Annotated in this window: 26 protein-coding genes and 1 pseudogene; 14 read left to right on the top strand and 13 right to left on the bottom strand. The window is 68.3% G+C overall.

Annotation, left to right across the window (positions count from 1 at the left end):
• The 4 genes from A5708_RS07635 to rimP form a co-directional block, all read right to left on the bottom strand.
• A partial coding sequence (locus tag A5708_RS07635) for a translation initiation factor IF-2 N-terminal domain-containing protein (RefSeq protein WP_196772560.1) occupies positions 1-369 on the bottom strand: 369 nt, incomplete at its 3' end.
• A gap of 75 nt (positions 370-444) precedes the next feature.
• Positions 445-690 carry a YlxR family protein gene (locus A5708_RS26035; protein WP_419538310.1) on the bottom strand — a complete coding sequence of 82 codons (246 nt, stop codon included), beginning with the start codon at positions 688-690 and terminating at the stop codon, positions 445-447.
• A gap of 186 nt (positions 691-876) precedes the next feature.
• Positions 877-1,932, bottom strand: a complete 1,056-nt coding sequence (nusA, locus tag A5708_RS07630; protein ID WP_065028038.1) for a transcription termination factor NusA — start codon at positions 1,930-1,932, stop codon at positions 877-879.
• Positions 1,929-2,462 carry a ribosome maturation factor RimP gene (gene rimP, locus A5708_RS07625; protein WP_065028037.1) on the bottom strand — a complete coding sequence of 178 codons (534 nt, stop codon included), beginning with the start codon at positions 2,460-2,462 and terminating at the stop codon, positions 1,929-1,931. Before rimP ends, nusA begins: the two co-directional genes overlap by 4 nt.
• A gap of 229 nt (positions 2,463-2,691) precedes the next feature.
• On the opposite strand from rimP, the gene A5708_RS07620 reads away from it, so the two are divergent.
• Together A5708_RS07620 and A5708_RS07615 are read left to right on the top strand one after the other, a co-directional pair.
• Positions 2,692-3,222, top strand: coding sequence for a hypothetical protein (locus A5708_RS07620; RefSeq protein ID WP_065028036.1), 531 nt, complete (start codon positions 2,692-2,694; stop codon positions 3,220-3,222).
• Complete coding sequence (locus tag A5708_RS07615; RefSeq protein WP_065028035.1) at positions 3,219-3,665, top strand: ferritin-like domain-containing protein; 447 nt, start codon at positions 3,219-3,221, stop codon at positions 3,663-3,665. The genes A5708_RS07620 and A5708_RS07615 overlap by 4 nt, the downstream gene beginning before the upstream one ends.
• On the opposite strand, the gene A5708_RS07610 is transcribed toward A5708_RS07615, so the two are convergent.
• The 8 genes from A5708_RS07610 to mqo all read right to left on the bottom strand — a co-directional run bounded on the left by A5708_RS07610 (position 3,662) and on the right by mqo (position 14,403).
• Positions 3,662-5,410, bottom strand: a complete 1,749-nt coding sequence (locus A5708_RS07610; protein WP_065028034.1) for a proline--tRNA ligase — start codon at positions 5,408-5,410, stop codon at positions 3,662-3,664. The two genes, A5708_RS07615 and A5708_RS07610, sit on opposite strands and share 4 nt — an antisense overlap.
• Positions 5,411-5,565: 155 nt before the next feature.
• Positions 5,566-7,182, bottom strand: a complete 1,617-nt coding sequence (locus A5708_RS07605) for an MFS transporter (RefSeq protein ID WP_065028033.1) — start codon at positions 7,180-7,182, stop codon at positions 5,566-5,568.
• A 33-nt stretch (positions 7,183-7,215) separates the two neighbouring features.
• A complete protein-coding gene (gene cobA / locus A5708_RS07600; RefSeq protein ID WP_065028032.1) occupies positions 7,216-8,421 on the bottom strand; it encodes a uroporphyrinogen-III C-methyltransferase in 1,206 nt (401 codons plus the stop codon).
• A 64-nt stretch (positions 8,422-8,485) separates the two neighbouring features.
• On the bottom strand, positions 8,486-9,883 hold the full coding sequence (locus A5708_RS07595) for a cobyrinate a,c-diamide synthase (protein WP_155765922.1): 1,398 nt from the start codon (positions 9,881-9,883) through the stop codon (positions 8,486-8,488).
• Positions 9,880-10,494 carry a cob(I)yrinic acid a,c-diamide adenosyltransferase gene (gene cobO / locus A5708_RS07590; RefSeq protein ID WP_065028030.1) on the bottom strand — a complete coding sequence of 205 codons (615 nt, stop codon included), beginning with the start codon at positions 10,492-10,494 and terminating at the stop codon, positions 9,880-9,882. The genes A5708_RS07595 and cobO overlap by 4 nt, the downstream gene beginning before the upstream one ends.
• A 19-nt stretch (positions 10,495-10,513) precedes the next feature.
• Positions 10,514-12,355, bottom strand: coding sequence for a magnesium chelatase subunit D family protein (locus A5708_RS07585; protein WP_065028029.1), 1,842 nt, complete (start codon positions 12,353-12,355; stop codon positions 10,514-10,516).
• Complete coding sequence (locus tag A5708_RS07580) at positions 12,352-12,822, bottom strand: GNAT family N-acetyltransferase (RefSeq protein WP_064954410.1); 471 nt, start codon at positions 12,820-12,822, stop codon at positions 12,352-12,354. Before A5708_RS07580 ends, A5708_RS07585 begins: the two co-directional genes overlap by 4 nt.
• Before the next feature lie 93 nt (positions 12,823-12,915).
• A complete protein-coding gene (gene mqo / locus A5708_RS07575) occupies positions 12,916-14,403 on the bottom strand; it encodes a malate dehydrogenase (quinone) (protein WP_065028028.1) in 1,488 nt (495 codons plus the stop codon).
• 146 nt (positions 14,404-14,549) lie between these two features.
• Here mqo and A5708_RS07570 point away from each other — a divergent pair, with 146 nt between their 5' ends.
• Both A5708_RS07570 and mtr read left to right on the top strand, forming a co-directional pair.
• Positions 14,550-15,563, top strand: a complete 1,014-nt coding sequence (locus A5708_RS07570; protein ID WP_065028042.1) for an alpha/beta hydrolase — start codon at positions 14,550-14,552, stop codon at positions 15,561-15,563.
• Positions 15,564-15,567: 4 nt separating this feature from the next.
• On the top strand, positions 15,568-16,947 hold the full coding sequence (gene mtr / locus A5708_RS07565) for a mycothione reductase (RefSeq protein WP_065028027.1): 1,380 nt from the start codon (positions 15,568-15,570) through the stop codon (positions 16,945-16,947).
• A gap of 2 nt (positions 16,948-16,949) precedes the next feature.
• On the opposite strand, the gene A5708_RS07560 is transcribed toward mtr, so the two are convergent.
• Positions 16,950-17,441 (bottom strand): Fur family transcriptional regulator, encoded by a 492-nt coding sequence (locus tag A5708_RS07560; RefSeq protein ID WP_065028026.1) that lies wholly within the window; start codon positions 17,439-17,441, stop codon positions 16,950-16,952.
• A 157-nt stretch (positions 17,442-17,598) separates the two neighbouring features.
• Between A5708_RS07560 and A5708_RS07555 the strand changes: the two genes are divergently transcribed.
• From A5708_RS07555 to A5708_RS27930, 10 genes and pseudogenes are all read left to right on the top strand, one after another.
• On the top strand, positions 17,599-18,711 hold the full coding sequence (locus A5708_RS07555) for a HoxN/HupN/NixA family nickel/cobalt transporter (protein WP_065028025.1): 1,113 nt from the start codon (positions 17,599-17,601) through the stop codon (positions 18,709-18,711).
• 102 nt (positions 18,712-18,813) lie between these two features.
• Entirely contained in the window at positions 18,814-19,149 is a 336-nt protein-coding gene (locus A5708_RS07550; RefSeq protein ID WP_065028024.1) for a hydrogenase maturation nickel metallochaperone HypA, read from the top strand.
• Between the two features lie 12 nt (positions 19,150-19,161).
• Positions 19,162-19,941: a hydrogenase nickel incorporation protein HypB gene (gene hypB / locus A5708_RS07545; RefSeq protein WP_065028023.1), complete on the top strand. Its 780-nt coding sequence runs from the start codon at positions 19,162-19,164 to the stop codon at positions 19,939-19,941.
• Between the two features lie 257 nt (positions 19,942-20,198).
• Entirely contained in the window at positions 20,199-21,254 is a 1,056-nt protein-coding gene (locus A5708_RS07540; protein WP_065028022.1) for a hydrogenase expression protein HypE, read from the top strand.
• A gap of 104 nt (positions 21,255-21,358) precedes the next feature.
• Positions 21,359-23,161, top strand: a complete 1,803-nt coding sequence (locus tag A5708_RS07535; RefSeq protein ID WP_065028021.1) for a nickel-dependent hydrogenase large subunit — start codon at positions 21,359-21,361, stop codon at positions 23,159-23,161.
• A gap of 56 nt (positions 23,162-23,217) precedes the next feature.
• Positions 23,218-24,150 carry a NifU family protein gene (locus tag A5708_RS07530; RefSeq protein ID WP_065028020.1) on the top strand — a complete coding sequence of 311 codons (933 nt, stop codon included), beginning with the start codon at positions 23,218-23,220 and terminating at the stop codon, positions 24,148-24,150.
• Positions 24,147-24,791 carry a DUF5947 family protein gene (locus A5708_RS07525; RefSeq protein ID WP_065028019.1) on the top strand — a complete coding sequence of 215 codons (645 nt, stop codon included), beginning with the start codon at positions 24,147-24,149 and terminating at the stop codon, positions 24,789-24,791. Before A5708_RS07530 ends, A5708_RS07525 begins: the two co-directional genes overlap by 4 nt.
• Positions 24,788-25,447, top strand: a complete 660-nt coding sequence (locus A5708_RS07520; protein WP_065028018.1) for a DUF6084 family protein — start codon at positions 24,788-24,790, stop codon at positions 25,445-25,447. Before A5708_RS07525 ends, A5708_RS07520 begins: the two co-directional genes overlap by 4 nt.
• Positions 25,444-26,809, top strand: a pseudogene (locus A5708_RS07515) (hypothetical protein). Before A5708_RS07520 ends, A5708_RS07515 begins: the two are co-directional and overlap by 4 nt.
• On the top strand, positions 26,797-26,916 hold the full coding sequence (locus tag A5708_RS27930; RefSeq protein ID WP_419538309.1) for a DUF6893 family small protein: 120 nt from the start codon (positions 26,797-26,799) through the stop codon (positions 26,914-26,916). The pseudogene A5708_RS07515 and the gene A5708_RS27930 overlap by 13 nt, the downstream one beginning before the upstream one ends.
• Positions 26,917-26,930 lie beyond the last annotated feature (14 nt).

Here is a 26,930-nt window from a genome sequence, read left to right as displayed (position 1 = left end):
GGTGAGGGCCGGGGCCTCGGCGGGCGCCGCGGCGGAGGCCTGCGGAGCGGCGGGCTTGGCCGGCGTCGCCGCCGCCTCGCCGTTGCCGCCGGCGCTGCCGATGGCGTTGTCGAGGGCCTTGTCGAGCGATTTGTCGGGTGCCTTCGCGGCGGGCGCCTTGGCCCCCGCTTGTGCAGAGGCCTTCGCCGGGGCCTTCTCGGCGGCCTTGCCGCCGCCGAAGGACTCGCGCAGCCGGCGAGCCACCGGCGCTTCTACCGTCGACGATGCGGATTTAACGAATTCGCCCTGATCATTCAGTCGGGCGAGGACTTCCTTGCTGGTGACACCGAGTTCCTTAGCCAACTCGTGTACGCGGGCCTTACCTGCCACTACATCTCCTGTCTATGAGGCGACAGTCGTGGGGCCGCGCCTCGGGTTTAGCTATGACGCATTGTCATCGGGACTTCACGGTGTGCTCATGTTCTTTGCTACCTGTTCTGTTGCCGGGCGCTCGGGCGCACAGAGAGACTCTATGTGCTCGATCACCGCGGAGGTGTCCGGTGAACCGGTGATGCGCAGCGCTTTGGTGAAAGCCCGCCGCCGGATTGCCTGTTGCGCGCACTGCGGCCCGGGATGCAGCCATGCACCCCGCCCCGGCAGGCTATTGCCTGTGTCGACGATCACGGCGTATTCGCCGTTCCCGTTCGACACAGCCACCACTCGAAGCAGCTCGACGGCCAGCTCTCGCTTCCGGCACCCGACACATGTCCGTACGGGTCCACCCGCATGACGGTGCGACTTTCTGATTTCGGGAGCCGAAAGTTCGCGCTGGATCACGGCTAAGTCTAGCGTCACCGAATAGATGCTCAGAACCGCCCGAGGGGTGCGCGGGCGACGCTACCGGTCGTGGGCCATTCCGTGGCTGGCACCGTGTTCGGACTGGCTCTCCGAATGCCCACCGGAGCCGCCGGGCGAGTCCCCGCGGATGTCGATGCGCCACCCGGTGAGCCGGGCGGCCAGGCGCGCGTTCTGGCCCTCCTTGCCGATGGCCAGCGACAACTGGAAGTCGGGCACCACCACGCGGGCGGCGCGGGCCGCCTGGTCGATGATCGACACCGACACCACCTTGGCCGGCGACAGCGCGTTGGCGACGAAGCGCGCGGGGTCCTCGTCGTAGTCGATGATGTCGATTTTCTCGCCGGAGAGCTCGCTCATCACGTTGCGGACCCGCTGCCCCATGGGGCCGATGCAGGCGCCTTTGGCGTTCAGGCCGGGAAGGTTGGACTTCACCGCGATCTTGGAGCGATGGCCGGCCTCCCGGGCCACGGCGACGATTTCCACCGATTCGTCGGCGATCTCGGGGACCTCCAGCGAGAACAACTTGCGGACCAGGTTGGGGTGGGTCCTGGACAGGGTGATCAGCGGTTCCCGGGCGCCGCGGGTCACCCCGATCACGTAGCACCGCACGCGGTTGCCGTGCTCGTAGCTCTCGCCGGGAACCTGCTCGGCCGCCGGGATCACGCCCTCGGAGGCCTTCGTCTCGGTGCCCATCCGGACCACGACCAGCCCCCGCGCGTTGGCCCGGCTGTCCCGCTGGATGACGCCCGCGACGATCTCCCCCTCGCGGGTGGAGAACTCACCGTAGGTCCGCTCGTTTTCGGCGTCCCGGAAGCGCTGCAGCATGACCTGGCGCGCGGTGGTGGCGGCGATGCGGCCGAAACCCTCGGGGGTGTCGTCCCATTCACTGATGACGTTGTCGTCTTCGTCGGTCTCCCTGGCCATCACCCGCACGACACCGGTCTTGCGGTCGATCTCGATCCGCGCGTCGTTCTGGTGGCCTTCGGTGTGCCGGTAGGCGGTGAGCAGCGCCGACTTGATCGTGTCGAGCAGCTCGTTGACCGAGATGCCCCGATCCACCTCGATGGCGTGCAGCGCGGCCATGTCGATGTTCATGCTCCGGTCTCCGTCCTCCGGGCCTGACCCATACTCGCCAGTTCCAGCTCCGCGTGGTTAGGGGGCGAAAACTCCACCTGGACAACCGCTTTCGCGATGTCACCAAGTGGGATCTCGCGCACCGCCCAGTCCCGGCCGGCGCGGACCACCAGCGCGACCGCGTCGTCGGTCGTCTCACCGACCCGGCCGGTCAGCTTCGATCCGTCTGACAGGGCGACGTCGACTTTGCGGCCGCGGGCGCGACGGAAGTGCTTCGCGCTGGTCAACGGCCGGTCGACGCCGGGCGAGGAAACCTCGAGCACATAGTGGTCGTCGATGGTGTCCAGACCGTCGAGCAATGCCGATGCAGAGCGGGACAACGTGGCCGCCGTGTCCAGATCGAGGCCGTTGTCGCCGTCGGCGATCACCAGGATTCGCGGCGGGCGGGTCCGCGGGTCGATGACCACGTCTTCGATCTCGAATCCGGCGCGCGCAAACTCTCCACCGAGTAGCTCGATCACCTGCGTCTGCGACGGTAGCCCGGTGGTCACGGCGAGCTCCTCATCTTGAGTTGTCCGGTCATCTGGTCGGATGGCGGCGCCCCGATGGTTTCGCAGGCGACTTCCGGTGTCCCGGCGGAGGAACATCCGTGCCGACAGGTACTGTCGGTCGCTGCCCTCTGCGAGAACCAGCTATCCACGATACGCCAGGATTCGCATGTGACGGCGTGATCGTGTCCTGGCATCGTGCCTGCGTCCGCGCCGATGGCAGGATGTCCATGTGGCTAGCGCAGTTCCGTTCGTCAACAGGCGAGATGTCCTCGCCGGTGGTGTGGCTTTCGCTGCGCTCGGGGTGGTCGCGACCGCCTGTAGCAAGTCCGCGCCCAAGCCCCCGCCCGTCGAGCAACTGCTCGGCCCGTTGGATCAGGCCCGGCACGACAGCACGCTGGCGGGTGCCGCCGCCGCGGCCCTCGGGAACCCACCGCAGGTCGCCGCCGCGCTGACGGTAGTGGCCAGCCAGCGCGCCGCACACGCCCGCGCACTGTCCGCGGAGATCTCGCGCGCGGCCGGCAAGCTCGCCACGTCGCCCACGAGCGAAGCGCCCAGCCCGAGCCAGGCCGCACCGGCCGGGCCGCCTCCGCCCCCGCCGCCGGTGTCCGACGTGATCGATGCGCTGCGCGCCTCCGCCGACAGCGCGAGCCGGCTGGTGGGCACCGAATCGGGGTACCGCGCCGGGCTGCTCGCCTCGATCGCGGCGTCCTGCACGGCGTCGTACACGGTTGCGCTGGTGCCCGGGGGTCCGTCGATATGACCTCTGGCAAGGACGCCGACAACCAGGCGCTGTGTGACGCGCTGGCCATCGAGCACTCGACGATCTACGGCTACGGCATCGTGTCCGCGCTGTCGCCGCCCAGCGTGAACGACATGGTGGTAGAGGCGCTCGCGCAGCATCGCCAGCGCCGCGACGACGTCATCGCGATGCTGACCGCCCGCAAGGTGACCGTCCCGGTCGCCGCAGCCGGCTACCAGCTGCCCATGGTGGTCGGCGGCCCGGCCGACGCCGCGCGGCTGGCCGCGCGGATGGAGAACGACGGTGCGGGCGCCTGGCGCGTGGTCGCCGAGCACGCGGAGACCGGCGAGGACCGCGCGTTCGCCGCGACGGCCCTGGTTCAGAGCGCGGTGATGGGCGCCCGGTGGAGCCGGGTGCTGGGCGCCTGGCCCATCACGACGAGCTTCCCCGGCGGCAACGACTAGCTGTTGAGGGCCGCCGCGATGTCGGTGGCCAGCGACGGCCCGGTCGCCACTTCGCGGGTTTGGCCGCCGAAGCGGTCGCGCAGCTCCACCACGCCGTCCGCCCAGCCCCTTCCCACCACGACGATCCAGGGCACGCCGAGCAGCTCGGCGTCCTTGAACTTCACACCGGGTGAGGCCTGGCGGTCGTCGAGCAGCACTTCGACGCCCAGCCGGTCCAGCTCGCCGGCCAGATCCATGGCTCCGGTCCGAGCTTCCGCGTCTTTGTTGGCGATCACCAGATGGACGTCGAACGGCGCGACCGTCGACGGCCAGCGCAGGCCCAGCTCGTCGTGGTGCTGCTCGGCGATCACGGCCACCATCCGCGACACCCCGAGGCCATAGGAGCCCATGGTCAGGCGCACCGGCTTGCCGTCCTCACCGAGCACGTCGACGGTGAAGGCGTCGGTGTATTTACGGCCGAGCTGGAAGATGTGCGCGACCTCGATACCGCGCGCCGAGACCAGCGGGCCCGCGCCATCCGGTGACGGGTCGCCGTCGCGCACCTCGGCGGCCTCGATGGTGCCGTCGGCGGTGAAGTCCCGGCCGGCGACCAGCCCGACGACGTGCCGCCCGGGCTCGTCGGCCCCGGTGATCCAGCTGGTGCCGTCCACTACCCGCGGATCGACCAGGTAGCGAACACCGTTGCCCTGCAACGCTTTCGGTCCGATATACCCCTTCACCAGGAAGGGGTACTTGGCGAAGTCGGCGTCGTCGAGCAGGGTGTATTCGGCCGGTTCCAGCGCCGCGCCCAGCCGTTTGTCGTCGACCTCCCGGTCCCCCGGCACCCCGATGGCCAGCAGCTCCCAGTCCCCGCCGGGCTGGCGCACCTTGAGCAGCACGTTCTTCAACGTGTCGGCCGCGGTGACGGTGCGGCCCAGGTCCGCCTGGTTGGCCCAGTCGACCAGGGTGGCGATGGTCGGGGTGTTGCCGGTGTCGTGGACCGCCGCCTCGGGCAGCCCGTCGATGGGCTGCGCCTCCGGGCGGGCGGTGACGACGGCCTCGACGTTGGCCGCGTAGCCGGATTCCAGGCACCGCACGAAGGTGTCCTCCCCGACCGCGCTCTCGGCCAGGAACTCCTCGGAGGCGCTGCCGCCCATGGCGCCCGACACCGCGGAGACGATGACGTAGCGCACCTGCAGCCGCGCGAAGATGCGCTGATAGGCCTCGCGATGCGCGTGGTAGGCGGCCTTGAGTCCGGCGTCGTCGATGTCGAACGAGTAGGAGTCCTTCATCAGGAACTCCCGCACCCGCAGGATGCCGGCCCGCGGCCGCGCCTCGTCACGGTATTTGTTCTGGATCTGATACAGCAGGACCGGAAAGTCCTTGTACGAGCTGTATTCGCCCTTGACGGTCAGGGTGAACAGCTCTTCGTGGGTGGGGCCCAGCAGGTAGTCGTTGCCGCGGCGGTCCAGCAGCCGGAAGACCGAGTCGCCGTATTCGGTCCATCGGTTCGTCGTCTCGTACGGTGCGCGCGGCAGCAACGCGGGGAACAAGATCTCCTGCCCGCCAATGGCGTTCATCTCCTCGCGGACGATGCGCTCGATGCGGCGCAGCACCCGCAATCCCAGCGGCAGCCAGCTGTACAGCCCGGGCGCAACGGGCCGGATGTAGCCGGCCCGGATCAACAGCTTGTGGCTGGCGACTTCGGCGTCGGCGGGATCGTCGCGCAAGGTGCGCAAAAACAACTGGGACATCCGGGTGATCACAGCGGGCCAGCCTAGCGGTGACCGCCAGCGCGGCGAAGCCGGGCGCAGCGGGTCACCGCCATCAGGCCGTGCGGTGACCGCCAGCGCGGCGAAGCCGGGCGCGGCGGGTCACCGCCATCAGGCCCGTGCTGGGAAGAGCGTCCGTGCGCGGTGAGCTACAGCTCCCCGGCGTCCATCGCTTCCTTGACCTCTTGTGCGTGCGCAACCTGGTCGGGGGTGTAGCCGATCAGCAGCGCCGCGCCGCCGACGAGGACGGCCACGCCGGCCACCCACAGCAGCCCGTAGGTGTAGCCGTGGTCCAGTGCACCCAGCTGCGCATCATTCATGAACTTCACCGGGCCGGTGATGCCGCCCAGATACAGTGTCCGCGAGGTGATCACCGCCTGGATGACGGCCAGCACCAGCGGCCCACCCAGGCTCTGCAGCATCAGCGTGACCGCCGATACCGGACCGATCTGATCGAAACCCACGCCGGCGATGGCCGCCAGGGTCAGCGGGACGACGGCCATGCCGATGCCGATCCCACCGATGACGATCGGCAGCACCAAGTTGGGGAAGTACGCGACGCCGCGGTGCATGAACGCCGAGCCGTAGATCATCGCCCAGAAGAGAAGGATGCCGCCGCCGATGGTCAGCACCCGTGGCGAGAACCGGGACACCAGCTGTGAAGAGAGGCCCAACCCGATTCCCATCGCGATGACGAACGGGATGAAGCCGACGCCGGCGCGCAGCGCGCTGTAGCCGAGGATGTCCTGCACGTACAGGCCGATGCACACCGTCAGGGTGAACATGAGACCGCCGGCCAGGAAGATCGCGGTGAAGGTGACCAACCGGTTGCGGTCGCGGAACAGGTCGAACGGGACGACGGGGTTCTCGGCGGTGCGCTCCACGATGATGAAGGCAATCGCGGCGCCCAGCGCCACCACGCCGGATCCGATGGTGGTGATCGACACCCAGCCCTTTTCCGGGCCCATCGAGAAGGCGAACACGGCCGCGGTGCAGGTCAGGGTGGCGAGCATGGCGCCGGTGGCGTCGAGCTTCATCCGCTCGCGGTTCGTCTCGCGCAGTGCCGTGCGAGCCAGGTAGATCATCACCAGGCCGATCGGGACGTTCACCAGGAACGCCAGCCGCCACGAAACCTCGGTGAGCGCTCCGCCGACGACCAGGCCCATCACCGAGCCGATCGCCGTCATCGCGGCGAACACCGCGGTCGCGAAGTTACGCGCCGGCCCTTTTGGGAAGGTGGTCGCCACCAGCGCCAGACCGGTCGGCGAGGCGATTGCCGAGCCGACGCCCTGCGACAGCCGGGCGATCACCATGGTGGCCTCGTCCCAGGCGACCGCACACAGCACGGAAGAGATGGTGAACAGCGCGACACCGACGATGAAGGTGCGTTTGCGCCCGATGGTGTCGCCGAGGCGGCCGCCCAGCAGCATCAGGCCACCGAACGTCAGCACGTAGGCGGTGATCACCCAGCTGCGCCCGGCGTCGGACAAGCTGAGCTCGTTCTGGATCTTGGGCAGCGCGACGATCGCCACGGTGCTGTCCATGGTGGCGAGCAGCTGCATACCGCCGATGGCGATCACGGCCGCGATGAAGCGCCGGGAGGGCAACCACGCCGGGTAGTACTTGCTGATCCGCTTCAGGGCGGTCTCCGCCGGGGGCTTGGAGGCGGTCTCCGCCGGGAACGCAGTGCTCACCGGGGCCGGACGATCGGGGCGCGCCGAGGCCAGTTTCTGCACCGCGCGCTCTGCATCGTTGAGAGCCGTCATAAAGGGTTACCTTACAGTAATCTTAAGAACCGTTTAAAGCCCGAAGGCCGCCACGGCGCCGATCACGATGATCGCGGGAGGTCGGATACCCTCGGCGCGAATCTTTTCGGGCGTGTCGGCGAGGGTAGCCCGCAAAGTGTGTTGAGCGGCGGTCGTTCCATGCTGAACCACCAGCACCGGGGTATCCGCAGGTCGGCCGCCTTTAAGCAGAGCTTCGGCGAAAAGTTCGATGCGTTCCACCGCCATCAGCAAAACAATCGTGCCCGACATTGCTGCCAGTGCATCCCAATTCACTAACGATTCGGGATGCCCGGGCGGCAGATGGCCGCTGACCACCACGAACTCGTGATTTATCGCCCGATGCGTGACCGGAACGCCCGCCAAAGCGGGCACTCCTATGGCACTTGTCACACCTGGCACCACCGTCACCGGTATTCCGGCCTCGACGCACGCCAGCACCTCTTCATAACCCCGGGCGAACACGAACGGGTCGCCGCCTTTGAGGCGCACCACGAAGTGGCCTGCGCGGGCGCGTTCGATCATGACGTCGTTGATGGCGTCCTGGGCCATGGCCCGCCCGTATGGGATTTTGGCGGCGTCGATGACTTCGACGTGCGGAGGCAGCTCGGCGAGGAGTTCCGGCGGCGCGAGACGGTCGGCGACCACGACGTCGGCCTGGGCCAGCAGGCGCCGGCCGCGCACGGTGATCAGTTCGGGGTCACCGGGCCCGCCGCCGACGAGCGCGACGCCGCCCTTGACGACGTCGGAGCTCACCGGGCTGTCGGGCGTGATCAGCCCGGTCTGCAGCGCCTCGCGGATGGCCGAGCGGATCGCCGCCGAGCGGCGGTGGTCGCCGCCGGCCAGGACCCCGACGGACAGCCCGGCGTAGTCGAAGGACGCTGGGGTGACTGCGGTCCCCTCGACGGCGATGTCGGCGCGGACGCAGAAGATGCGGCGGCTTTCGGCCTCGGCGACCACCGCCTCGTTGACTTGCGCGTCATCGGTGGCCGCGATCGCGTACCAGGCTCCGTCGAGGTCGCCGCCGCGGTATTCGCGCAATGCCAGGGTGATTCCCGTCATCGCCTCGACCGACCGGGTGGCGCTGCGGGAGATGACGTGGACGTCGGCGCCGCTGGCGATGAGCAAGGGCAGCCGGCGCTGGGCGACGGTGCCGCCGCCGACCACGACGACCTTTTTGCCGGTCAGCCGCAGCCCAGCGAGGTAGGCGCTCTCAGTCACCCGGCAAGCCTAGTGGCGATCGCGAGCGCGGCGAAGCCGGGCGCTGCGGGTCGCCACCATCGACCTAGTGGCGATCGCGAGCGCGGCGAAGCCGGGCGCCGGCGTGTGCCACGAAGCGCGCCACCGCCTCCGGCGCCGCGGCCGGATGGGTGTGCAGATACGACGCGTGCACACCGGCGCGCACGACACCGTCGCGCACGGGGTGGCCCTGCGGGTCGGCGTCGCGGGCTCGGTACATCCAGGCGGGCTGATAGTCCTCGGTGAATGTGACTGTGGTGCGGTGGAATTCATGCCCCACCGCGCGCTGGCCGACGGCGTACAACGACGAATCCGCGACCGCGACGGCATCGCGGTACGCCAGGGTCAGGTGCGGGGTGAACCGCGCCCGGCCCGCCAGTACACCGCACATCGGATGGCCGTCGAGCTCGGACACCAGATAGATCAGCCCGGCGCACTCGGCGTGTATCGGCGCCCCGGCGGTGGCGAGTTCGCTGATCTGCCGGCGCACGAGCTCATTGGCCGAGAGCTCCGCGGTGAACTGTTCGGGAAACCCGCCGGGCAGCAACACCGCGTCGGTGCCGTCGGGCAGGGCGTCGACGAGCGGGTCGAATTCGACGACGTCGGCGCCGGCGGCCGCCAGCAGCTCCGCGTGTTCGGCGTAGCCGAAACTGAATGCCTTGCCGGCCGCCACCGCGACGGTGGCGCCGTCCCCGGGCATAGCCCCCACCACCGCGGCGGGATCCCACGGCGGCTGCGTGACTCGGCCACCGGCGATCGCGGCGATGGCCGACAAGTCGACATGGCGCGCAACCAATTCGGTCATCGCCTCCACCGCCAGCCGCGCCCGCTGCCCATACTCCACGGCGGTAACCAGCCCCAAATACCTTGTCGGCAATTCTAATTCAGCCACCCGGGGGATGGCGCCCAACACCGGGACGCCGGCCTGTTCACAGGCCTGCCGCAACACCTGCTCGTGCCGGTCCGATCCGACCCGGTTGAGGATCACACCGGCGACGTGGGTCGCGGTGTCGAACGTCGAAAAGCCGTGCAGCAGCGCGGCGATGCTCTGGCTCTGCCCACGCGCATCAACGACAAGGACGACCGGCGCGCCCAGCAGGCCGGCGACGTGGGCCGTAGATCCGGCCGCGGGAGTCGTGGCGGCGGGCCCGATCCGTCCGTCGAACAGCCCCATCACCCCTTCGACCACGGTGATGTCGGCGCCCCCAGCGCCGTGGGTGTACAGCGGGCCGATCAGGTTCTCCCCCACCAACACCGGGTCGAGGTTGCGGCCGGGCCGGCCGGCGGCCAGGCCGTGGTAGCCGGGATCGATGAAGTCCGGGCCGACTTTGAACGGCGCGACGGTGTGGCCCGCCCGCCGCAGTGCGCCGATCAAACCCGTTGCCACCGTTGTCTTTCCGCTGCCGGACGCGGGAGCGGCGACGACGACGGCGGGAACACTCACCACTCGATGCCCTTCTGCCCCTTGCGTCCGGCGTCCATGGGGTGCTTGACCTTGGCCATCTCGGTCACCAGGTCGGCCGCATCGATCAGGCGCTGCGGCGCGTCGCGTCCGGTGATGACCACATGCTGATGACCGGGCCGGGTGGCCAACACCTCCACCACCTCGTCGACGTCCACCCAACCCCACTTCAGCGGATAGGTGAACTCGTCGAGCACGTAGAAGTCGTGACGCCGATCGGCAAGCCGGTGCGCGATCTCCGCCCAGCCGTCGGCCGCGGCCCCCGCGTGATCGACGTCGCTGCCCGCCTTGCGGGTCCACGACCAGCCCGCACCCATCTTGTGCCATTCGACGGGGGCGCCGACCTGGTGCTGGTCGTGCAGGCGGCCCAGCTGGGCGAAGACCGCTTCCTCGCCCACCTTCCACTTTGCGCTTTTGACGAACTGGAACACCGCGACGGACAGTCCGGCATTCCAGGCCCGCAGCGCCATGCCGAATGCCGCCGTGGACTTTCCCTTGCCGGGGCCGGTGTGCACGGCCAGCACGGGCGTGTGGCGCCGCGCCCGCGTGGTCAGGCCGTCGTCGGGAACTTGCAGTGGAACGCCTTGTGGCATCAGCGTTTACCCTTTCCGCTCAGGCCGCGTCGCGCACCGCACGCGTCAGGGAGTCCGCGTGCAGCTGCTCGAGCCGGATCGCCGGGGCACCGAGCTGGCGGGCGAGTTGCTCGGCCAGGCCCAGCCGCACAAACGACGTTTCGCAGTCGACGACCACCGCGGCGGCACCCTCGGCGACAAGCCGGGCCGCCGCGGTTCGGGTGCGGCCCAACGGGTCCGGGCCGGCGGTGGCCCGGCCGTCGGTCAGCACCACCACCAGCGAGCGCCGCGCCCGGTCCCGCGCCTTCTCCCGCACGATCAGTTCACGCGCGGCCAGCAGGCCTTCGGCCAGCGGGGTCTTGCCGCCGGTGTCGAACTGGGCCAGCCGCCGACCGGCGATGTGCGCCGACGACGTCGGCGGCAACAACAGCCGCGCCTCCTGTTGCCGGAACGTGATCACGGCGACCTTGTCGCGCCGCTGATATGCGTCGCGCAGCAGCGACAGCGCCGCACCGCTGACCGCGGACATGCGATCGCGTGCGGCCATCGAACCCGACGCGTCCACCACGAAGATCACCAGATTGCCCTCGCGCCCTTCGCGCACGGCGCGGCGCACATCGTCGGGCTGCGGCCGCAACGGCCCGGCACCGGCGCGCTCGGCGGCCGACAGCAGGGTGGCGAACAGGTGCAGTCCGTGCCCTGCGCAACTCGTGTCGTCCGCGTCGGCGGCCGCGATGACGGTTCCGCTGGCGTTGCGGGCCCGCGACCGCCGCCCGGGCGCGCCCTCCCCGACCCCCGGAACCCTCAGCGCGCGGGTGCGGAAGGTCTTCGCCGGTGGCCCGCTGGGCCTGGTCTTCGGCGGCTGCGGCGCAGCGCCTTCGCATGAATTCTGTTGCGGCACATCCTGTTCGGATTGGATGGACTCGCCACCGCCGGGTGGGTTGGGATCGGGGTCCGGGTCGTTACCCGCCTGCGCCAGGGCCTCGTCCAGCTGGTCGCGGTCGATGCCCGGGTCGTCGAACGGGTCGCGGCGGCGCCGGTGCGGCAGCGCCAGTTCGGCGGCCACCCTGATGTCCCCTTCCTCGACGGTGCGCCCGCCGCGCCAGGCTGCGTGCGCGACCGCGGTGCGTGCGACCACCAGATCGGCGCGCATGCCGTCGACGTCGAACGCCGCGCACAGCGCCGCGATCCGGCGTAATTCGTTGTCGGGCAACACCACATCGTCGACCTGCGCACGCGCGGTGGCGATTCGCCGGGCCAGCTCCGCGTCGGCGTCCGCATAGCGCTCGGCAAAACCATCCGGGTCGGCCTCGTACGCCATCCGCTTCCGGATCACCTGCACCCGCACGTCAACGTCGCGCGAGGCGTGGACGTCGACGGTGAGCCCGAATCGGTCCAGCAGCTGCGGACGCAGTTCGCCCTCTTCGGGATTCATGGTGCCAATCAATACGAACCGGGCCTCGTGCGAATGCGAGATGCCGTCGCGCTCGATGTGTACCCGTCCCATCGCCGCAGCATCGAGCAGCACATCGACCAGGTGATCGTGCAGCAGGTTGACCTCGTCCACGTAGAGCACACCGCCGTGCGCGCGGGCCAGCAGGCCCGGCGAGAATGCGTGCTCGCCGTCGCGCAACACCCGCTGCAGGTCCAGCGAGCCGATCACCCGGTCTTCCGTTGCCCCGAGCGGCATTTCGACCAGCCCGGCGTCACTGCCGGTGGCCTCCGACAGCAATGCCGCGAGGCCGCGCACGGCCGTCGACTTGGCGGTGCCCTTCTCGCCACGGATGAGCGCGCCGCCGATCTCGGGACGCACGGCACACAGCAGCAGCGCCAGGCGCAGCTGGTCGTGCCCGACGATGGCGCTGAACGGGTAGGGCTTCACGGCTTCGCCGCCAAACCCGACCCGGGACGCAGCATGGGCACGTGCGGAACGCCGTCATCCAGGAAATCGTCGCCGTCGCGGACGAATCCGTGTTGGGCGTACATGTCCGCCAGATAGGTCTGCGCGTTGATCCGGCACGGGTAGTCACCCACCTCGGCCAGCGCCGCGCGCAGCAGCCGGGTGGTGTGACCCTGGCCGCGCGCATTGCGTTTGGTGCACAGCCGCCCGATCCGGAACACCTTCTCGCCGCCGGCGTGCTCCTCCATCAGCCGCAGCGTGGAGATCACCTCGCCGCCGGGCGTTTCCAGCCAGAAGTGCCGGGTCTCGGCGAGCAGGTCGCGCCCGTCCAGCTCCGGATACGGAATCGCCTGTTCGACGACGAACACCTCCACCCTGAGCTTGAGTAGCTCGTAGAGTGTCTGGGCGTCAAGGTCTTTGGCCCAAATACGTCGCAGTGCCTCTGTCATCGGCGCCGCTCCTCCTCATCGCTGCGCTCTGCATCGTCGACGGCGCGTGTCACTGGCGGCGCCCCTCCTCATCGCTCCCCTTGTCGGCGCGGGTCATGAGACGCCCAACCCCAGCGCCGTCGTTCCCCAGGAAAAAACCTCGTCGTACAGCGCCGGCTCATCCGACAGCGTCGCCCCCAGCGACGGAACCATCTCCTTGAGCGTGGGCAGCCACGATTGAAAGCGGTTGGCAAAGCAGCGTTCCAGCACCCCGAGCATGATCGGAACCGCCGTCGACGCCCCCGGGGAGCCACCGAGCAGCCCCGCGATGCTTCCATCGGCGTCGCCCACCACGGTGGTGTCGAAGTCGAGCACCCCGCCCTTGCGCTTGTCCCGCCGGATCACCTGCACGCGCTGACCGGCCACCGTGAGTTTCCAATCCGAACCCGTTGCGGTGGGCGCGAATTCACGTAGCATGCGCAGCCGGTCCGGTTCGGAGAGCCGCAGCTGACCCAGCAGGTATCGGAGCAGCGTCAGCTGGCTGACACCGACACCGAGCAGCGAGGCCAGGTTGTCCGGTCTCACCGAGCGGGGTAGATCGGTGAGGTGCCCGTGTTTCAAGAACTTCGGTGACCAGCCGGCGTAGGGGCCGAATACCAGCCACGACTTGCCGTTGACGTAGCGCAGATCCAGATGCAGCGCACCCAGCGGCGGCGCGCCCGGCGCCGGAGCGCCGTAGACCTTGGCCCGGTGGGTGGCGGTGAGCGCCGGGTTGGCGGCGCGCAGGAACCGGCCGCCGATCGGGAATCCGGCGAAACCCCTGACCTCCCCGATGCCGGACTTCTGCAACAGCGGCAGCGCATCACCGCCGGCCCCGACGAACACGAATTTGGCGTTCAGACGGCGCTTTTCGCCGGTGCGGCGGTTGCGGATGGACAGCGTCCAGCTGCCGTCGGACCGGCGGGACAGGTTGCGCACCTCGTGGCCGAACAGGGCCGTCGCGCCGCCGCGCACACAGAACCCGACGAGCTGTCGCGTCAGGGAACCGAAGTCGACGTCCGTGCCGTGCGCGGCCCAGTTCAGCGCGGTCGGTTCGGAGAAGTCGCGCCCGGCCGCCATGAACGGCAACCGGCGGGCGAACTCCCCTGCGTCGTCGATCAACTCGATGCCGGCGAACAGCGGGTTGGGCGCCAGGGCCCGCTGCCTTCGCCGCAGATAGTCGACACGTTGCGCGCCGCGCACGAAGCTCGCGTGCGGGATCGCGGTGAGGAAGCGGCGATCGGTGAGGATCCCGTTCTCCACTGCATAGGCCCAGAACTGGCGGGTCACCTGGAACTGCTCGTTGATGCGCACCGCTTTGGCGATGTCGATCGAGCCGTCGGCGCGCTGCGGCGTGTAGTTCAGCTCGCACAGCGCCGAATGGCCGGTGCCCGCGTTGTTCCACGGGCTGCTGCTCTCGGCGGCGACGGCGTCGAGACGCTCCACGAAAGTCATCGACCAGTCCGGCTGCAGCCGGCGCAGCAACGTTCCCAGCGTCGCGCTCATGATGCCCGCGCCCACCAGCACGACGTCGGTCGACGTGGTTCTGGCTAGCGATGACACCGGCTTGCTGGTCCTTTCCTCGACTGGGCCGATCCCAGGTTATCCCGAGGCAAAGTGGCCGCGAACGACGTGCGCCGCCCGATGCCCAGCAAAAGCTCTAAGCTGGCCTCGTGACTGGCAGGGTGACCGGCGAAGTGACCGGCTGGGTGCCCGACGTCCTCCCCGGTTACCAGCAGCGCACCATCGCGCTCGGGTCCGATCCCGCCGGTGAGGGCGACATCGTCGCGACGCTGATACGGCGCGGACCCGAACCGCACCGGGCCGGCCGCGAGACGGCGCCCGCCGGGCCCGCGGTGCTGGCGGTGCACGGCTACACCGACTACTTCTTCCACACCGAGCTGGCCGATCGTTTCGCGGCCCGCGGCTTCACCTTCTACGCGCTGGACCTCCATAAGTGCGGCCGGTCGCGGCGCGACGGCCAGACGCCGCACTTCATCACGGACCTCACCAACTACGAGGCCGAACTCGACCAGGCGCTCGCCGGCGTCGCGGAACGCGGCAAGCTGCTGCTGTACGCGCATTCCGCGGGCGGGCTGATCGTGTCGCTGTGGCTGGACCGGTTGCGCCGGCGAAATCCGGCCGCGCACGCCCGCGTTGGCGGCCTGGTGCTCAATAGCCCGTTCCTGGAGCTGCCCGGCCCACCCATCCTGCGGCATTCGGTGACCGTGGCGCTGATCGCCGGCCTGTCCCGCGTGCGGTCCAAGGGCGTGGCCCGGTCGCCGGGTGAGGGCGGCTACGGCACCACCCTGCACCGCGACTACGGCGGCGAATTCGACTACAACCTGCAGTGGAAACCCGTCGGCGGCTTCCCGATCACCTTCGGCTGGCTGCACGCCATCCGCCGCGGCCAGGCCCGGCTGCATCGCGGTCTCGACGTCGGAGTGCCGAATCTGATTCTGCGATCGGATCACAGCGTGCACGAAAGCACCGATTCCGCATCCATGCAGTGCGGCGACGCGGTTCTCGACGTCACCCAGATCGCCCGCTGGGCCGGCTGCGTCGGCAACCGCACCGCCGTGGTTCCGGTGCCCGACGCCAAGCACGACGTGTTCTTATCGCTTCCGGGACCGCGCGAAGTCGCCTATCGGGAACTGGATCTCTGGCTGGACGGCTACCTGCGCACCGACACAGATGCCTCGGCATCGCTGCGAGAGGGGTGACGGCTTGGAGACCTACGACGTCGCGATCATCGGAACCGGTTCGGGCAACAGCATTCTCGACGACCGCTTCGACGAGAAGCGGGTGGCGATCTGCGAAGAGGGCACCTTCGGTGGCACGTGCCTGAACGTCGGGTGCATCCCGACCAAGATGTTCGTCTACGCCGCCGAGGTCGCCCAGACGATCCGCGATGCGGCGCGCTTCGGCATCGACGCGCGCATCGACCGGGTGCGCTGGGACGACATCGTTTCGCGCGTCTTCGGGCGCATCGACCCGATCGGGGTCGGTGGTGAGGACTACCGCAGCTCCGCACCCAACGTCGACGTGTACAAGCAGCACACCCGGTTCGGGCCGGTCCAGTCCGACGGGCGCTACCTGTTGCGCACCGATGCCGGCGACGAGTTCACGGCCGACCAGGTAGTGATCGCCGCGGGCGCGCGGGCCGTGGTGCCCCCGGCGATCCTCGAGTGCGGCGCCCGGTACCACACCAGCGACACGATCATGCGAATCCCCGAACTGCCAGAGCATCTGGTGATCGTCGGGGGTGGTTTCGTGGCGGCCGAATTCGCCCACATCTTTTCCTCGCTGGGCTCGCGCGTCACCCTGGTGGTCCGGGGCTCCACACTGCTGCGGCATCTCGACGACGTCGTCGGCGAGCGCTTCACCCGCATCGCGTCGAGCAAATGGGAACTGCACACCCACCGCAACGTCGTGGGCGCCGAAAACCAAGGTTCGGGCGTCGCGGTGCAACTCGACGACGGTCGCACCCTGCACGCCGACGCGCTGCTGGTGGCGACAGGCCGGGTGTCCAACGCCGATCAACTCGACCTCGCGCAGGCCGGCGTCGCCGTCGAGGACGGCCTGGTGGCCGTCGACCAGTACCAGCGGACCACGGCGCGTGGGGTTTTCGCGCTCGGCGACGTCTCGTCGCCGTATGAGCTCAAACACGTGGCCAACCACGAAGCGCGCGTCGTGCAGCACAATTTGCTCTGCGACTGGGACGACACCGAGGCGATGGCCGTCACCGACCATCGCTACGTGCCCTCGGCGGTGTTCACCGATCCGCAGGTCGCCTCCGTCGGGTTGACCGAAAACGAAGCCATTGCAAAGGGTTTCAAGGTCTCGGTGAAGATCCAGGATTACGGCGACGTCGCCTACGGCTGGGCGTCGGAGGACACGACCGGAATCGTCAAGCTCGTCGCCGAGCGCGGCACCGGGCGCCTGCTGGGCGCGCACATCATGGGCCATCAGGCCTCGTCGATCATCCAGCCGCTGATCCAGGCGATGAGTTTCGGGCTCACCGCCCCGCAGATGGCCCGCGGGCAGTACTGGATCCACCCGGCGCTGGCCGAGGTGGTGGAGAACGCGCTACTGGGCCTGCGCTGACCTCAGCGCCGGCGCGGCCGCTCCGCGGACCTGCCCTCCTGGCACTGCGGGCACAGGCCGTGCAGCGTCAGCCCGGCCGCCTCCGACAGCGCGAACGAGCTACCCGCCATCGCGTGTTCGAGCGCCGAACTCAGCTGCCGGGCGGGCACCTCGATGATGGTGGCGCAGTTCGTACACACGGCGTGATGGTGCGGCGCGGTGGCCAGACCGTAGGTCGTCACGCCGCCGTCAAGCGTCAACGCGTGCAGCACCCCCTGATCGACCAGCGTCGTCACCGTGCGATAGACGGTGGCCACGTCGGGCGCGTGGGCGCCGGGCGGCAGGCACTCCCGCAGCCGCTTGTCGATCTCGGCGACCGGCAGGTGACCGTTGACGGGCTCGAGTACCGCCAGCACCTGGATGCGCGAGGCCATCCGCCGCAGCCCCCGGGCGCGCAGAAAATCGCCGATCCTCTCGGTGACCGACGCATCCAGTACCGACGGCTTGGGCGCCACCGGTTCAGTGTCGCGCCGCAGCGGCGGGATCGCCAGTCTTCGGCGCGATCAAGACACCTCAATTCCTGCGACTCACTTGCATCTGGCAAGCCGCGGTACTTACAGTCGTGCCGGTTGTTCTCAGCCGATACCGCAAGGACGCGCCGGAAGGACCCCAGTGGCCAGCACCGAGATCGACTGGCGGCCGTCACGGACGACGAGGTTTCTCGGCGCGCTGTCGCCGGCGGAGTGGTGGCGACTGGGATCGATGCTGGCGGTGATCGTCGCGCTGCACCTGCTCGGCTGGTTCACCATGGTCGTCTTCGTTGCCCCTGCCCAATACACCTTGGGGGGCAGAGCTTTTGGTGTCGGTGTCGGATTGACGGCCTACACCCTGGGCATGCGTCACGCCTTCGACGCCGACCACATCGCCGCCATCGACAACACCACCCGCAAGCTGATGAACGACGGCCAGCGCCCGCTGGCCGTCGGCTTCTTCTTCTCGCTGGGCCACTCCACCGTGGTCTTCGGGCTGGCGGTGCTGCTGGCGTGCGGGGTGAGGGCGGTGGTGGGACCGGTCAGCGACGACTCCTCGACGCTGCACCACTACACCGGACTGATCGGCACCAGCGTCTCGGGCGTCTTCCTGTACGCGATCGCGCTTCTCAACGTCATGGTCCTGGTCGGCATCCTGCGCGTGTTCGCCCGGCTGCGCCGCGGGGAATACGATCCCGACGCCGACGCGGCCGAATTGGAGCGGCACCTGGACAGCCGCGGACTGATGAACCGGTTGCTCGGCCGCGTCACCAGATCGATCACCAAGTCCTGGCACTGCTATCCCGTCGGTTTGTTGTTCGGGCTCGGCTTCGACACCGCCACCGAGATCGCGCTGCTGGTGCTGGCCGGCTCGAGCGCCGCCGCCGGCCTGCCCTGGTACGCCATCATGTGCCTGCCGGTGCTGTTCACCGCCGGGATGTGCCTGCTGGACACGATCGACGGCTCGTTCATGAATTTCGCCTACGGCTGGGCCTTCTCCAACCCGGTGCGCAAGATCTACTACAACCTCACCATCACCGCCCTGTCGGTGGCGGTCGCGCTCCTGATCGGCAGCATCGAACTCCTCGTCCTGTTCGCCGACCAGTTCGGTTGGCGCGGCGCGTTCTGGACCTGGATCGGCGGGCTGGACCTGAACACGATCGGCTATGTCGTCGTCGGCATGTTCGTGGTCACGTGGGCTGTGGCCCTGCTCGTCTGGCGCTACGGGCGCATCGAAGAGAAGTGGACCTCCTGAGCCAAGCGGCACGGGACTGACCGCAAACGGCCGTTCGGGTGTAGAACAGTGCTCATGGGCTTTTCGGCCTGCGCCCAGCTCGCGGATCGGCGGTGATCGGCGGTGCACGAGCTGTCGCTGTGCGAAGCGATCGCCGGTGTGGTCAAGGATCACGCCGACGGCCGGCACGTCGACGTGGTGCGGGTGCGGGTGGGCGCGCTTCGTCAGGTGGTGCCCGAATCGCTGTCCTTCTGCTGGACACTGGTCCGCGATGCGGAGGACATGCCGGATGCCGAGCTGGAACTCGAATGCGTCGACGCCGAGGTCCGGTGCCGTGCGTGCGGCGGGCAGTCCGAGATCACCTCGCCGTGGTCGATCTGGTGTCCCCGGTGCGACAGCTCCGACGTCGAGGTGCTGCGCGGCAACGAATTCCTGGTGACGTCATTGGATGTCTCATGAAAGGCGTTGGCGATGGGTAGATTTCATCGGCACGATGACGGAACCGTGCACACCCACTCCCACGATCACCTTCCGCACGATCACGATCACGATCACGGCGATCACAGCCGCTATCGGACCGGCAGCCAGCGCATCGACGTGCTGGAGGCGATCTTCGCCGAGAACGACCTGCTTGCCGACGCCAACCGGGCGGCCTTCGAGACCAACGGGGTGCGCACCCTCAACCTGATGAGCTCGCCGGGGTCGGGCAAGACCACCGTCCTGCAGGCAACGCTCGCCGAACTCGCCGGCGAGCTGGGCATCGGGGTGATCGAGGGCGATATCGCCACCGACCTGGACGCGGCCAAGCTCAGCGGCCGCGGCGCCCAGGTGTCGCTGCTCAATACCAGCAACGGATTTGGCGGCGAATGCCACCTCGACGCCCCCATGATCAACCGCGCACTGCCCGGGCTCGACCTCAGCGCGCTGGACCTGGTGATCATCGAGAACGTCGGAAATCTGGTCTGCCCGGCCGAGTTCGACGTCGGCGAGCACGCCAAGGCCATGGTGTATTCGGTGACCGAGGGCGAGGACAAGCCGCTGAAGTATCCGGTGATGTTCCGGTCGGTCGATGTGGTGCTGCTCAACAAGATCGACCTGGTGCCGCACCTCGACGTGGACGTCGACAGGTACATCGCGCACGTCCGCAAAGTCAATGCGGCAGCGACGATTTTGCCGGTCAGCGCGCGCACCGGCGACGGTATGGCCGCGTGGTTCGGCTGGCTGCGTCGCTTCGTCGCGGATGAAGCCTGAATCGTGCCCGATGGCGGCCACGCTCCTGCGAAACATTCGCAGGACGATGCCGCCGCGATGGTTAGCCGGACTCGACGAATCACCTAAGTGCGCCATAGCTTTTCGGTACTATGCAACACGTGCGTACCAGCAAGTGATGCCGGACCGTTGACAACGCTCGTTAGCGGGAGTAGACCCAAAAAATAGCGCTGCGCAAGTGGGCCGACGGTCGACTCCGGCGGCGCAGGAGCCCCAGCCCGGCTCCGGAAAGCTGCAGCATGCCAACAGAAGCAGCAGTCAAGGCAGAACAAACATTGATCCATGTTCTATGGATTAACGCGGGCCTCAGTTGTGACGGTGATTCGGTGGCGTTGACTGCTGCCACCCAGCCCAGCGTCGAGGAGATCGCCCTGGGAGCCCTGCCCGGACTCCCCCAGGTCGCCGTGCACTGGCCCCTGATCGACTTCGAATGCGGCCCGAACGGAGGGGCGGACGACTTTTTGGAGTGGTTCTTCAAAGCCGACCGCGGCGAGTTGGAACCGTTCGTGCTCGTGGTCGAGGGATCGATTCCGAACGAGAAGATCAAGGACGAGGGCTACTGGTGCGGCTTCGGCAACGACCCCGCCACCGGGCAGCCGATGACCACCAGCGAGTGGCTCGATCGGTTGGCGCCCAAGGCCACCGCCGTCGTGGCGGTCGGGACCTGCGCCACCTACGGGGGAATCCACGCGATGGCCGGTAACCCGACGGGGGCGATGGGCGTGCCGGACTACCTCGGCTGGGACTGGAAGAGCAAGGCGGGCATCCCGATCGTGTGCGTGCCCGGCTGCCCGATACAGCCGGACAACCTTTCGGAGACGCTGACCTACCTGCTCTACATGGCGACCGGCCAGGCACCGATGATCCCGCTCGACGACGCGCTGCGCCCGCAGTGGCTGTTCGGCAAGACCGTGCACGAGGGTTGCGACCGGGCCGGCTACTACGAGCAGGGTGACTTCGCCACCGAGTACGGGTCGCCGAAATGCATTGTGAAGCTTGGCTGCTGGGGGCCCGTCGTCAAATGCAACGTGCCCAAGCGCGGGTGGATCAACGGCGTCGGGGGTTGCCCGAACGTCGGTGGGATCTGCATCGGCTGCACGATGCCGGGGTTCCCGGACAAGTTCATGCCGTTCATGGACGAGCCGCCGGGCGGCAAGATCTCGAGCACCGCGTCGGGCTTGTACGGAGCCGTGATTCGCAGCCTGAGGGGTATCACGGAACGCACCGTCGACAAAGAGCCGCGGTGGCGCCACAACGGCGACCAACTCACCACTGGAGCGCGCCGCACCTGGTAGGCCCACCTACCCGGTCGGCGCGCTCCCCTCGCACAGTCATAGACGAAGAGCCGTCGCCGCATCAGCCAACGCTGACAGCAGCCAAAGCGGGAAGAAGTAGCGCGATGACAACCATCATTCCTGAACCCACCCATGCGAAGCGGGAGCCCGGCCAGCTGGTCGACATGGCCTGGGATCCCATCACCAGAATCGTGGGCAGCCTGGGCATCTACACCAAGATCGACTTCGAGAACCGAGAGGTCGTCGAGTGCCACAGCACCTCGTCGATCTTCCGCGGCTACTCGATCTTCATGAAGGGCAAGGACCCACGCGACGCCCACTTCATCACCAGCCGCATCTGCGGAATCTGCGGCGACAACCACGCCACCTGTTCGTGCTACACGCAGAACATGGCCTATGGCGTCAAGCCGCCACACCTGGGCGAGTGGATCGTCAACCTCGGCGAGGCCGCGGAATACATGTTCGACCACAACATCTTCCAGGAGAACCTGGTCGGCGTGGATTTCTGCGAGAAGATGGTCTCCGAGACCAACCCGAGTGTCCTCGCGCTGGCCGAGAAGACGCCCGCCCCGCACGCGGACGCCCACGGGTACAAGACGGTCGCGGACATCATGCGCTCGCTCAACCCGTTCAGCGGTGAGTTCTACCGCGAGGCGCTCGTGGTCAGCCGGTGGACCCGAGAGATGTTCTGCCTCATGGAGGGACGTCACGTGCACCCCTCGACGCTGTACCCCGGCGGCGTGGGCACCGTGGCGACCATCCAGCTGATGACCGACTACATGACGCGGTTGATGCGCTACGTCGAGTTCATGAAGAAGGTCGTGCCGATGCACGACGACCTGTTCGACTTCTTCTACACCGCGCTGCCCGGTTACGAGAACGTCGGGTTGCGCCGCACCCTGCTGGGCTGCTGGGGCTCCTTCCAGGATCCCGAGGTGTGCAACTTCGAATACAAGGACATGGAGCGCTGGGGTAACGCGATGTTCGTCACCCCGGGCGTGGTGGTCGACGGCAAGCTGGTCACCCACTCGCTGGTGGACATCAACCTCGGCATCCGGATCCTTTTGGGCAGTTCGTATTACGACGACTGGACCGACCAGGAGATGTTCGTCAAGACCGATCCGCTGGGCAACGCGGTGGACCGGCGCCACCCGTGGAACCAGCACACCAACCCGCACCCGCAGAAGCGCGACATGGAGGCGGGCGGCAAGTACAGCTGGGTGATGTCACCGCGTTGGTTCGACGGCAAGGACCACCTGGCGCTGGACACCGGCGGCGGCCCGCTGGCCCGGTTGTGGTCGACGGCGCTGGCCGGCCTGGTCGACATCGGTTACGTCAAGGCGACCGGTTCGAGCGTGAAGATCAACCTGCCCAAGACGGCGCTGAAGGGACCCGTCGAGTTGGAGTGGAAGATTCCCACATACGGCAGCAACACGATCGAACGCGACCGGGCGCGCACCTACTTCCAGGCCTACGCGGCGGCGTGCGCTCTGCACTTCGCCGAGAAGGCGCTCGAGGAGATTCGCGCCGGGCGCACCAAGACGTGGGAGAAGTTCGACGTGCCCGACGAGGCCATCGGATGCGGCTTCACCGAGGCGGTGCGTGGTGTGCTCAGCCACCACATGGTGATCCGGGACGGCAAGATCGCGAACTATCACCCGTACCCGCCGACGCCGTGGAATGCCAACCCGCGCGACAGCTTCGGCACACCGGGTCCGTACGAGGACGCGGTGCAGGGCCAGCCGATCTTCGAGGAGAACGGCCGGGACAACTTCAAGGGCATCGACGTCATGCGCACCGTGCGCAGCTTCGACCCGTGCCTGCCGTGTGGCGTGCACATGTACCTGGGGAAGGGCAAATCCCTGGACAGACTGCACACGCCGACCCAGTCACCCGCCGGGGAGTGACGATCGCAAGCGCGGCGAAGCCGGGCGCGGCGGGTCGTCACAATATTGGAGGACACATGGCGGATCGCCCGGGGAAGTCCGCGAACGACGCGCAGTGGCGTGAGGCGGGCGATCGGATCCAGACACTGCTGGATTCCTGCGCAGCAAGTGGGACCGCCGCGTATGACCGTGCGCAGCAACTGGTTCGCGAGGTAGTCGGGCTCTACGGCGCCGGGCTGGAGCGGATCATGCGGATGGCCGGCGATCCCGAACCGGACGGGGGGCTGGTCGAGCGGCTGGCCACCGACGACCTGGTGGCCAGCCTGCTCCTGGTACACGGCCTGCATCCGCACGACGTGCACCGCAGGGTCTCCGACGCCCTGGACCGGGTACGGCCCTACCTGGGTTCGCACGGCGGAGACGTCGACCTGCTCGAGGTGGTGCCGGGCGGGCACCCGCAAGAATTCACCGCCCGGCTGGCCTTCACCGGCAGCTGCAAGAGCTGCCCGTCGTCCGCGGTGACGCTGGAACTGGCCGTGCAGGACGCGGTCCGCGCGGCCGCACCGGAGATCTCCTCGATCGAGGTGGTGACGGCCGAGGCGACGACCGCACCGGCGAGCGTCATTCCGGCGGAATCGCTGCTGGCGCGCCTGCATTCGAACGGCCAGGGTCCGACCGCCTGGCACCCGGCGCCCGAGCTGGCCGAGTTGACACCGGGCGAGGTCGCGGGATTCGTGATCGACGGGGTGAGGATGCTGGCCTGCCGGGTCGGCGAAAAGACCTTCGCCTACCGCGATCACTGCCCGGTGTGTGACGACTCGCTGGCGGGTTCGCACCTGCACGGTCGAATGCTGCGCTGTGCGGGCTGCCGCACGGATTTCGACGTCGTCGGCGCGGGTGCCGCCGCGACCGAGGGCTCAGCCGCCCACCTGGATCCGATGCCACTGCTGACCCGCGACGGCGTGCTGTCGGTGGCGTTGCGGGCCGATGTGTTGGGGGCGCCGGCATGAGCACCCCGTTCGAGGTCCTGGCGCGCATCAGGAGCGACCGCCGCGCCCCCGAACAGGCGGGTGAGCGCTGCGAGATGTGCGCTGAGTCGATCGCCGACGAGCACCAGCACGTGGTCAATGTGGCCGGCCGCCAGCTCATGTGCGTCTGCCGCGCCTGCTATCTGCTGTTCACCGACACCGAAGCCGACCTGCGGTACCGCGCGGTGCCGGACCGGTATCTGTCGTTTCCCGACTTCGCGCTCGACCGCCTGGTGTGGGAGGCGCTGCAGATCCCGGTCGGGGTCGCCTTCTTCTTCACCAACTCGGCCCTCGGACACACCGTCGCCTTCTACCCGGGCCCGGCCGGGGCATGCGAATCCGAGCTGGACATGGAGGTCTGGGACACCATTCGCGGCGCCGACCCGCGGGTGAGCCTGCTGGCCGACGACGTGGAGGCGCTGCTCGTCCGGGTCACCGATAGCGCCCAGGACGGCGAATTGTCGCAGCCACAAACCTATCTGGTGCCCATCGACGCCTGCTACGAATTCGTCGGACGCTTGCGGATGGTGTGGCGTGGCTTCGACGGCGGCCAGCAAGCCCGCGAGTTCATCGACGACTTCTTCGACCGGCTCGCCACCCGAGCCATTGAGACACCGCGATGAACGCCCCGCCGATGAACGTGAGCTTCGAGGTTCTGGACGTGACCGCCGAACCGTACACGGTCAGCCCGGTGCTCACCGCCCGCGTCGGTGTCACCGCCGGCGGCGACGACCCGGTGCACGCCATCGCCCTGCGCTGTCAGGTGCGCATCGAGCCGCTGCGTCGTCCCTACTCCGACGACGAAGCGGCCGGGCTGATGGACTTGTTCGGCGGCCGCGAACGCTGGGCCAGCACCCAACGGACCTTCCTCTGGCAGCACTGCACCGCGATGGTGCCGGGCTTCACCGGCCACACCACCGCGACCCTGCCGCTGGATTGCACCTACGACTTCGAGGTCGCCGCGGCCAAATACCTGCACGCGCTGCGCGACGGGACAGTGCCCCTGCAGTTCCTGTTCAGCGGAACGATTTTCGTCAACTCCGAGCGCGGGTTCTCGGTTCAGCAGGTCTCGTGGGACTGTGAGGACAACTACGCCATGCCGGTCGCGGTCTGGCGCGACCTGATCGCACAGCACTATCCCAACAGCGGGTGGATTCGGCTGAGCCACGAGACCATCGCGGAACTGGCTGGATACAAGTCGGCCCACGGAATGCTCGACTTCGACCACGCGGTCACGTCGTTGCTGGATGCCACCGTCGATCACGAGGTGACGCGATGACATCGAGCTGGGATCGGGCCCGCGCCGTCGCCGACGCGGTGCTCTACGAGGGCTATCTGCTGTACCCGTACCGGGGGACGTCGAGCAAGAACCAATCACGTTGGCAGTTCGGTGTTTTGGGGCCGCCCGGAGCGGCCGGGGCCGGCCTGGGCGAAGACGACGCCCTGTCCGCGGATTTCCTGGTCGACGACGCCCGGGCGCTGACGCTGGTGGTGCGCTTCCTGCAGCTGCAGCGCCGGCGGGCCGAACGGGCGACGGGCGACAATGATTTCGTTCCCGTCGACGAGCTCCGCACCCCGGCCGGGTCGTGGCTGACCTGGGATGAAGCCGTGGAATGCGAGATCTCCTTCGGCCCCCTGGCGTTCGGCGATCGGCCCTGGTCGCTGCCGGTGACGGCCGGCGCCGCAACCGACATCGAAACGCTGGACGGCGGCCGGCTGGTTCGCGAACGACACGAGATCCGGGGCGAACTGACCGTCACCAGCGAGCCCGACGGTGACCTGCGCCGGGTCTCGGTGCGGGTCACCAACACCGGTGCGGCCGTAAGCGCACATGACGACAGAAATACAGTGATCGCGCGATCCATGATCGGAACGCACGTCATCGCCGAAGTGGTTGGCGGCCGGTTCATCTCGCTGCTCGAGCCGCCGCAGGCCGCGACCGATGCGGTGTCCCGCTGCGGGCGGCACCGCTGCTTCCCGGTGCTGGCCGGGACCCCGGGCACCGACGACATCCTGCTGATCTCACCGATCATCCTCTACGACCACCCCGAGGTCGCCGTACAGAGCGACACCGCCCTGTACGACTGCACGGAGATCGACGAGATCCTCACGCTGCGTGTGATGACCATGACCGACGACGAGAAGGCGCAGGCCCGGGCGACCGACCCGCGGGCCGCGCGAATCATCGACGAATGCGACGCCATGTCACCGGAGGCAATGGCGCGACTGCACGGCGTGCTGCGCGACCCGCACGGGCTCAACGTCTCCGCCGGCCTGGTGCCCGAGATCCCCGACGGCGTGGATTGGTGGGATCCACTGGCCGACAACGCCGTCCGGCCCGAGATCGACGCGGTTCTGGTGAACGGGGTCCGGATAGCGCGGGGCAGCAAGGTCCGGTTGCGGCCGCGCCGCAACGCCGACGCGCAGGACATCTTCGTCGCGGGCAAGACCGCACGCGTCACGTCGGTGCACGAGGACGTCGAGGGCAACAAGCATGTCGGCGTCGTCGTCGACGAGGACCCGGCCGCCGAGTTGCACGACTGGTACGGCCGCTACCTGTACTTCTCCCCCGACGAAGTCGAACCGCTGCAATCACAGCACAGCACAAACCTCTGAAAGGAGTTCACCATGGAAGTCCTAGGTTGGATCTTCATCGCCCTCGTCGCGCTGGTGGCCGCGATCGCCCTGGTGTTCGGCGCGATATCGTTGCCGGATGCCCGCCGCTATCTCAAGTTGAGGCGGATGTAACCACGCGAACACCA

It is taken from the genome of Mycobacterium colombiense (assembly GCF_001672755.1).
In the GTDB taxonomy this organism is placed as follows: Bacteria; Actinomycetota; Actinomycetes; order Mycobacteriales; family Mycobacteriaceae; genus Mycobacterium; species Mycobacterium colombiense_C.
Note: the sequence above shows the minus strand (reverse complement) of the source record. Positions and strands in the feature narration are given on the sequence as shown.